The organism is Brooklawnia sp. (genome assembly GCF_032229645.1).
Taxonomy (GTDB): Bacteria; Actinomycetota; Actinomycetes; order Propionibacteriales; family Propionibacteriaceae; genus Brooklawnia.
The window spans coordinates 124,350-132,994 of the sequence record NZ_JAVTWX010000136.1 but is presented as its reverse complement, the minus strand read 5'-3'; the positions used below and the strand labels follow the sequence as shown (position 1 = coordinate 132,994).

Genomic DNA, 8,645 nt, shown 5'->3' with positions numbered 1-8,645 from the left:
GGCTCGCCTTGCGGCGGCCCATCGACCTGCCATGCCGATACGAACGCCCATTGCGCGTCGTTCCGTCTGGCCTCGCCGCCGTCTTGATACTCGGAGCGGAAGTGCGCCCCGCAGGACTCCTCGCGATCCAATGCATCGGTGCACATCAACTCGGCCAGTTCCAGGAAGTCGGCGACTCGTCCGGCCCGCTCCAGTGCCTGGTTGAGCTGCACTCCCGAACCCGGCACCGACAGGTCGTCCCAGAACTCCGCGCGCAACTCACGGATCTCGTCGAGCGCCTGGGTCAGCGATGCTGTCGACCGCTCGACACCACAACCTCGGTACATGATCTCGCCGAGCCTGCGATGAAACTTGGATGCCGCCTGCTTACCGTTGACCCTCAGCAGCGCCGCGGTGCGCTGCTGCACCCGCGCGACCGCATCGCGCACGCAGGCATCGGAGGCTGTCGGCAGCGGTCGGCCGAGCAGCGGATTCAGGTAGTCGGGAAGGGCGAACGGCAAGGTGAACCAGCCATCGACGCAGGCCGAGAGCAGCGAATTGGCGCCCAGCCGGTTCGCGCCGTGATAGCCCCAGCCGACCTCCCCGCCGACGAAGAGCCCAGGCAGCGCCGTCATCTGGTTGAAGTCGCTCCACAACCCGCCCATGGTGAAATGCGCACCCGGCGCTATTCGCATCCCGACGCTGTAGGGATCCTCACCGGTGGCCCGCTGATACATCTCGAAGAGGTTGCCGTAGCGCTGCGCGATGGTCTCGCGTCCGAGCGCTTTCAGGGCATCGGAGAAGTCGAGATAGACCGAGTTCGCCAGCGGTCCGACGCCGTGTCCCGAGTCGATCTGCTCCTTGGCCGCCCGCGATGAGATGTCGCGCGGGGCCAGGTTCCCGAAGGCCGGGTACTTACGCTCCAGGTAGTAGTCGCGTTCGCTCTCGCCGATCTGGGCGGCCGCCCGATCATCGCCGGGCTTGGTCGGCACCCAGATTCGTCCGTCGTTGCGCAACGACTCCGACATCAGAATGGACTTCGACTGCCAGTGGCTGGAGATCGGCAGCGCGGTCGGGTGGAACTGCACGAAGGATGGATTGGCCAGGTAGGCACCGTGCCGGCAGGCCCGCCACGACGCCGATGCGTTGCAGTTGACCGCGAGCGTCGAATGGAAGTAGACCGAGCCGTAGCCGCCGGTCGCCAGGATCACCGCGTGCGCGGGTTGTGCCCAGACCTGACCGGTCACCAGATCGCGGACGACGACTCCGCGGCAGACGCCGTCATCGACGATCAGATCAAGCATCTCGGCGCGAGTATGCAGCTTCACGGTGCCGCGGGCCACCTGCCGTTGCAGTGCCTGGGCCCCGGCCACCTGTAGCTGCTGACCGGTCTGGCCTCGCGTGTAGTAGGTGCGCGAGACCTGCACTCCGCCGAACGACCGGGTCGCCAGCACGCCGCCATATTCGCGGGCGAACGGAGCACCGATCGCGTCCATGTGATCGATGACCCGCACCGACTCGGCGCCCAGCCGGAATGCATCGGCTTCGCGCGCCCGGAAGTCACCGCCCTTGACGGTGTCCTTGACGAACCGGTGCAGCGAGTCGCCGTCGACCTTCTTGGCCCGGGCCGAGTTGATACCGCCCTGCGCGGCGACCGAATGCGCTCGGCGAGCCGCGTCGTGGTAGGTGAACGCGTGTACGTCGTAGCCGAGCTCACCCAGCGCTGCGGCAGCGCCCGAGCCGGCGAGCCCGGTGCCGATCACCACGATCGTCATCTTCTTGGTATTCAGTGGACTGACGAGCTTGTACTCGTCGCGGTGGGGGGCCCCCGCCGGGTTGGGGTGGGCGCACGGGGGCGTTGGGGAGGGGGGGAGGCCCGGTGGCACAAACCCAGCGGCCCAGGCGGTTTCGGGGTCGCCGACGGGGAGCTTGCCGTCGAGGTCATGCCCGATGCGCACACCAGGAGCGGCGCTGGCGGGTGGAACGAATGCCGCTGCGGTAGCTGGCGAAGCGGTCGCCGGCCGCTGCGGTGCGTCCGGTTCCGCGTCCACTGTGGTTCGCCGGCCGATGCGCCCCAATTGCCCCTTCAGCTTGTCAGCCACGGTCATGAGATCACTCCTGTCAGTACCAGGATCGGGATGGCGCCATTGCCGATCAGGATCGCCAGCGCGAGCAGCCCGCCGATCGCGGCTAGCGTGGCGCGCCAGCGGTGCCCCATCGCACCCATGTCGGAGGCCATTGTGGAGAAGCCCTTGGCGACATGGATCGCGAGCAGCAGCATGAGTCCGGAGTAGAAGACGGCCATCGCGGGACGCCGGAAGCTGGCCACGAGGTTCTCATAGGCGAAGCTCTGGTCGGCGGTCGGCGCGGTGAACGCCGCCGACTGGATGCCCCAGCCGAGCGTGAGGTCGAGCACGTGAATGGCCACGAAGCAAGCAATCAGCACTCCGGTCAGCGGCATCAGCCAGGCCCCCCAGGCCCTGGCGCCGCGGATCTTCGCCCGGTGCGGGCCGCGGGCTTGACGTCCGCGCCACCAGATCATCGCCGCTGCGCAGACGTGGGCGATCAGAGCGAGGCCGAGCACAACCCGCATCGCCCACAACACCGATAGCTTGGGCAGCAGGGGATAGAACGCTTCCCGTAGCCAATGGGCGTAGTGGTTGTATGCATCGGCGCCTTGGAAAATCTTGAGATTGCCGAAGAGATGAATGCCGATGAAGGCTGCCCACAAAATACCGGTCACCGCCATGGTCACCTTCAGAGTCCATGACGGAATCCGATGCTTGCGAAACGGCCTGATCTGTTCGATAGGCGGCGGACCCACCTGAATGGCGGCCTGAGCGGGTTGTGCATGTTCGTCTAATCGAGCACGGGCTGACATCGTCGTCCTCCTGGCACTGCAGCGTGCGATTTCCCGCTGCCCAGCCTAGCCGTTTGGGCGCCCTTTCGGGCGCCGATGCTCCAGGGCCGCCTACCGTGCCACGGCTGCGTCGTCTTCGATCAGCGCCCGGACGAGCGTCGCCAGGTGGCCGGCGTTCGGCGCCTGGCGGATGGGAGTCCCGGCGAGCAGAGTGTGGATGGCCAGGGTCTCCTGATATGCGCCCAGGAGCATGACCAACTGTTCGGGGGAAACCTTGAGACGCAGGTCCTGGCGGGTCAGCACGTCGTTGATGCTCTCCACCAGCACCGCATCCAGGCTCCCGTTGACCGATTGCAGGGCGGCGCGCACCGCGGGGTTTCGGATTGCGTGCAGCCGGATCTCGTTGGAGGCGATGAGCCACTGTTCGTCCGTGGGGTGGGTGGCCTCGAAGATCAGCAGGGCCTGCTCGATCACATCGTCGACGCTCTGCCGCTCGACAGGCTTGTCTGGAACCGAGGCGATGGCCTCGGCTGCGCCGAGCAGGATCGTCTCGGACTGACGCTTGAGCACCGCGAGCAGCAACTCGTCCTTGGAGTCGAAATTCGAGTAGAACGCCCCCCTGGTGAATCCGGCCCGTTCGCAGATCTCCTCCACCGACGCCGCGAGCACGCCCTTCTCGGCGAACAGCGCGATAGCTGCCTCCATCAGCTTGTCTTGGGTCTGGGCGCGCTTGCTGCTCACTGTGGTAGTCATACTTCTCTCCGTTTGCTGGATACAGCATTGTATCGGATGCACTGGTGTATCGGATACAGTACTGTATCGACGGTTTCCGGGTGATCGTTTTCAAAGACGGGGTAACGCTGTGTCAGCTTTCTTGTACCGCATTGGCCGGGCGTGCTTTCGCCAGAAAGGACGCGTGCTAGCGGTCTGGGCGGCGATACTGGCGCTCTTCGGGGTTCTTGCGTTGACCGTCGGCGGGGAGTTCGATGACAACTTCACGATCCCCGGATCGAATTCCCAGCGTGCTCTCGAGCAACTCTCCGTCACCTTCCCCGGGGCCGGCGATGCGATGGCCACCATCGTCGTCGGTGCACCACCCGGAACCCGCATCGACGATGAACAGGCCCGCGAGGCCATGCAGGACTACATCGACTTCCTCGAGACTGTCGACTTCGTCAATGGCGCTCAGCTTCCTTACAGCGATTTCATCAAGGGCCTGATCTCCGATGACGGTTCGCACGCGTTGGTACAGGTGCAGGTCGAGGGCACCGTTTCGACGTTCACCCACGAGCAGCGGTCGGAACTGACCGATGCAGCGCAGCAGATCACCGAGTTGCTCCCTGGCTCATCGGTGGCGGTGGGCGGGGACGTCTTTTCGGTTGAGATGCCCGAGATCACCGCAGTTGAGGCACTGGGTGTTGTTGTGGCGCTCATTGTGCTGACGGTGCTGCTCGGACTGGTTGCAGCGTTCATGCCGATCGTGTCGGCACTCACCGGAGTGGGCATCGCAGTTTGCCTGGTGCTGATCGGGGCGGGCATCATCACCGTGAGTTCCACCGCGCTGATCCTGGTCGTGATGCTCTGTCTGGCTGTTGGCATCGACTATTCGCTCTTCATCATTTCCCGGCATCGCGACCAGTTGCTCCATGGCGTGGGAACCGAGGAGTCGGCGGCCAGAGCGGTGGCGACGAGCGGCTCGGCAGTGGTTTTCGCGGGTCTGACGGTCATCATCGCGCTGGTCGGCCTGAACTTCGCCGGCGTGCCCTTCTTATCGGTGATGGGTATGTTCACCGCCGTCGGGGTGGCAATCGAGGTGTGCCTGGCACTGACCATGCTGCCTGCGCTGCTCGGTCTGCTTGGAGACCGACTACGTCCGGGCGAGCGCAAGGCGAGGCGACTGGAGAATCGCAGACCAGGACGTGCGTCGAGGATGTGGGTGAGGGCAGTCACGAAATGGCCGCTGGTCACCGTGCTGGTCGTCGTGGTTGGCTTGGGTGCGTTGGCACTGCCTGCCCGCAATATCGAACTGGCGCTGCCCAACTCGGGACGCTCAGCGCAAGGGGCTCAGGACCGGATCGCATTCGACCTGGTCACTCAGGAGTTCGGGATCGGCTTCAACGGCCCGTTGGTCATCACCGGCACGATCGTGGAGTCGAATGACCCGATGGGTCTGCTCGATGACATGCGCGCAGAGATCGAAGAGATCGACGGCGTCGAGATGGTGGCCGCAGCGGTGCCGAACGAGAACGCCGACACCGCCATGATCCAGGTAATTCCCACCAGCGGGCCAGATGACCCTGCTACCGCTGAACTGGTGAATGCATTGCGCGCCCAGCATGATCACTGGCTCGCCGAATACGGCGTGGACACCTCTGTCACCGGGTTGGTCGCGGTGCAGATCGATGTCTCCGACCGGCTCGGTGCAGCGCTGTTGCCCTTCGGGATCTTCGTGGTAGGGCTGTCGCTGATCTTGCTGATGATGGCGTTCCGCTCGGTGCTGGTGCCGATCAAGGCTGCCCTGGGCTATCTGCTGTCGGTTCTGGCGGCTTTCGGCGTGGTCACCTTGGTCTTCAATGAGGGGGTCGGGGCATCGCTGATCAACCTCGGCGAGCCGGAGCCGATTATCAGTTTCCTGCCGATCATTTTGATGGGCATCCTTTTCGGGCTGGCGATGGACTATGAGGTCTTCCTCACCTCACGGATGCGCGAGGAATACGCGCACGGCAACGACAACTGGATCGAGGACGGCTTCGTAGGTTCGTCGAAAGTCGTCATCGCAGCCGCCCTGATCATGGTTTCGGTCTTCATCTTCTTCGTGCCGACCGGTATCGGGCCGATCAAACCGATCGCCCTCAGCCTGGCACTCGGCGTAGCCATCGATGCCTTCCTGGTGCGGATGACGCTTGGACCCGCCTTGATGAAACTCGGGGGATCGCGGGTTTGGTGGCTACCGGGCTGGCTGGAGCGCCGGCTGCCGGTCATTGATGTCGAAGGCGAGGCTCTGGCTCATCAGACCAAGCTGGCTGGCTGGCCGACCCCCGATGACGATTCGGCGATCTTCGCGCAGCGGCTGCTGGGGGCAAGCGGCGGCCGTGTCTTGTTCGCCAACCTCGACATCCAGCTGGACCGCGGCGACGTGTTGGTGGTTGAGGGCGATCGGGTCGCGCGGCTTGCGCTGATGTACGGGCTGTCGGGACGGGCGAAGTTCAGCGATGGACAAGTCAAGGTCTTGGGTCGCGTGCTGCCGGAGGAAGCCGCTGTGGTGCGCGGACATGCGCCGCTGCTGCTCGCCGGGACCAGGAATCCCGCCGCCGAGCTGAAACTGGGAGCCGGCGGCATCGTCCTCGTCCCGGCACTCGACGAACTACCGGAGGCCACCATCGGCGTGCTGTGCGATGCACTCGCATCGGCGGCCAATGAGACAGAGCATCCGACCACCTGGGTGCTGGGCGTGGTGCCCGGCACCGAACGAGACCTACCGCTGCCTGCCGGTCACCGCGTCATGCGGCTGCCCGGCCATCTCGCCACAGTCGCGCAAGGAGCATCCCGATGATCATCGAACGAATCAACGCTGCGAAATCAGCGCGGTGGACGACCTGGGTCGGTCTGATCCTGGTGCCGGTGCTCGTGCTCGGTGGATTGTTGTGGGCCACCTGGAACAGCGACGAGCGGCTCGATACCGTGCGTGCCGCGGTGGTGAACCAGGACGAGGCAGTCGAGCTGGGTGGACAATTGGTGCCGATGGGACGCCAGCTGACCGCTGCGCTGGTGGACTCGGACCGGCTGCAGAATCTGACCTGGGAGCAGGCGACGCTGGATGGCGCGAAGGCCGGGTTGAAGACCGGCGAATACGCGGCGATGGTCGTGATCCCGAAGGAGTTCTCGGCTGCGGCGACCTCCTATGCGGGGGATGCAGCACAGGCCCGTAGCGCCACGATCCAGGTGGAGACCTCCCCGGTTGCCGGTATCGCGGACGCCACCTTGGGCAAGGTGGTCGCCCAGGAGGCCGCACAGGTGTTGAACCAGACGCTGACATCGGGCTATCTCGACCAGATCTACGTCGGTTTCAATGAGATGGGCGACCAGTTCGTCACCATGTCAGACGCTGCCGCGCAGCTTTCGGACGGCGCCAATGGGCTCTCGGACGGGGCCGGGCAGCTTTCCGATGGCATCGGCCAGGCTGCCGCGGGTGCCGGAGAACTCGCAAGCGGTGCTTCTCAGGCTGCCACCGGTGCGCAGCAGTATGCGAGTGGGGTCGGCGAGTATGCGGCCGGAGTAAATGAGTACGCGGCCGGCATCAGCACGCTGGCCTCGCAGGTCCAAGCAATGCCGGACGGAATGACCCAGTTGGCCGACGGTGCGAGCCAGCTTTCCGATGGTGTCGGGCAGTATGTCGACGGCATCAACCAGATGGTCAATCCCGTGATCGACGTGCTCGCCGCCAATCCGGGAGCCGTCGATGCCATTCAACAGATCTCGGGCGACCAAGAGGGGCTCGACGATGCGGTCGCAACGATGCGGCAGGTGCAGGCCGGCGTCCAACAATTGGAGGCGCTCAATCAGCTGAGCCCAGCAGAGCTGGCGCAGGTGTTCGGGTGCCCGTCCGATCTAGAGGCGGTCGAGGGTGGCTGCGACTCCTACTATCAGGCGATCAAGCTGGGTATCGCCAGCGCAAACCAGACCATGGATGACGTGCGTTCGGACGAAAAGCTGGGTCCGGTGATCGAGCAATTGGACGCATTGCCCGACCAGCTGGCCGCTATCCAGCTGCCCGACGGCGGTATCAACCTGCTCGACACGATGACCGAGTTGCGCGACGGCGGCGAGGCATTGAAGAGCGGTGCCTCAGAGCTGGCCGGTGGTGTGGGTGAGCTCGCGACCGGCGTGCAGCCGCTCGTCGACGGTGTCAATCAACTGGCGGATGGTGCGAATCAGCTGAGCTCAGGAGCCGGCCAGCTGGCGGACGGCGCAAACCAGCTCTCCGACGGGATGAGCCAGCTGTCGAGCGGGGTCGGGCAGTTCGCCGACGGCGTGAACCAGCTCGCGGACGGCGGAACGCAGCTTGCCGACGGGACGACCCAGCTCTCCGATGGAATCGGCCAGTTCGCCGATGGACTCGCCTCCGGCAAGGATCAGGTTCCTTCGTTCAGCGACTCGGATCGGCAGCGGCTCTCGGAGGTCGTCTCTTCGCCGGTCGCCACCGGAAATCTGCTCGGTACCGCGACCGTGGGCATGGGCTGGGCGACCACGCTGATGGTGCTTGCGCTGTGGGCCGGGGCGATGGCCACATTCATGGTGGTGAAAGCCCTGGGTTCGCAGTTGCGAACCTCGGCGCGCCCGACCACCTATCTGGTTGCCGAGGCATTGCTGCCCGGGGTGATCGTGGTTGCGATCCAGTCGCTGGCGGTGACGGCCATCGGGCAGGCTGCGCTGGACTTGCCGTTCGGCAGGCTGATGGGCGTGCTGGGTGTGATGGTGCTGGCCGGGCTCGCCTTCGTGGCGGTCAACCATGCGTTGGTGGCGTGGCTCGGTAGCGCCGGACGGTTCATCTCGCTCGGGCTGGTGATCGTCAGCCTGGCACCGATGCTCACCAACGCACTGCCCGGCGTATTCGCGACGGCGCGGGCGATCTCACCGATGAGCCCGGCCTTGGATGCGATGCGTTCGGTCATCACCCAGTCGAGCGGGACGCCCGCCAGTGTCTTCCTGCTGTTGATGTGGCTGATCCTGGGACTTGCCGCAAGCGCGGCAGCGGTGATCAAGCACCGGACGACGACCATCGACGATCTGGTGGACGCCTAGAGCC

The 8,645-nt window shown here is 65.1% G+C and carries 5 protein-coding genes; 2 read left to right on the top strand and 3 right to left on the bottom strand.

From position 1 onward, the window contains the following. The 3 genes from AAFP05_RS11350 to AAFP05_RS11340 all read right to left on the bottom strand — a co-directional run. The coding region (locus AAFP05_RS11350; protein WP_341729963.1) for a fumarate reductase/succinate dehydrogenase flavoprotein subunit at positions 1-2,087 on the bottom strand (2,087 nt) is incomplete at its 3' end. Further along, the gene (locus AAFP05_RS11345) at positions 2,084-2,734 is read right to left on the bottom strand and encodes a succinate dehydrogenase cytochrome b subunit (protein WP_341729962.1); all 651 of its coding nucleotides are present in this window, start codon (positions 2,732-2,734) and stop codon (positions 2,084-2,086) included. The genes AAFP05_RS11350 and AAFP05_RS11345, both read right to left, overlap by 4 nt. 216 nt (positions 2,735-2,950) lie before the next feature. Next, a complete protein-coding gene (locus tag AAFP05_RS11340; protein WP_341729961.1) occupies positions 2,951-3,592 on the bottom strand; it encodes a TetR/AcrR family transcriptional regulator in 642 nt (213 codons plus the stop codon). A gap of 163 nt (positions 3,593-3,755) precedes the next feature. On the opposite strand from AAFP05_RS11340, the gene AAFP05_RS11335 reads away from it, so the two are divergent. Together AAFP05_RS11335 and AAFP05_RS11330 are read left to right on the top strand one after the other, a co-directional pair. After that, the gene (locus AAFP05_RS11335) at positions 3,756-6,392 is read left to right on the top strand and encodes an MMPL family transporter (RefSeq protein WP_341729960.1); all 2,637 of its coding nucleotides are present in this window, start codon (positions 3,756-3,758) and stop codon (positions 6,390-6,392) included. Then, positions 6,389-8,641 carry a YhgE/Pip domain-containing protein gene (locus tag AAFP05_RS11330; RefSeq protein WP_341729959.1) on the top strand — a complete coding sequence of 751 codons (2,253 nt, stop codon included), beginning with the start codon at positions 6,389-6,391 and terminating at the stop codon, positions 8,639-8,641. The genes AAFP05_RS11335 and AAFP05_RS11330 overlap by 4 nt, the downstream gene beginning before the upstream one ends. Positions 8,642-8,645 lie beyond the last annotated feature (4 nt).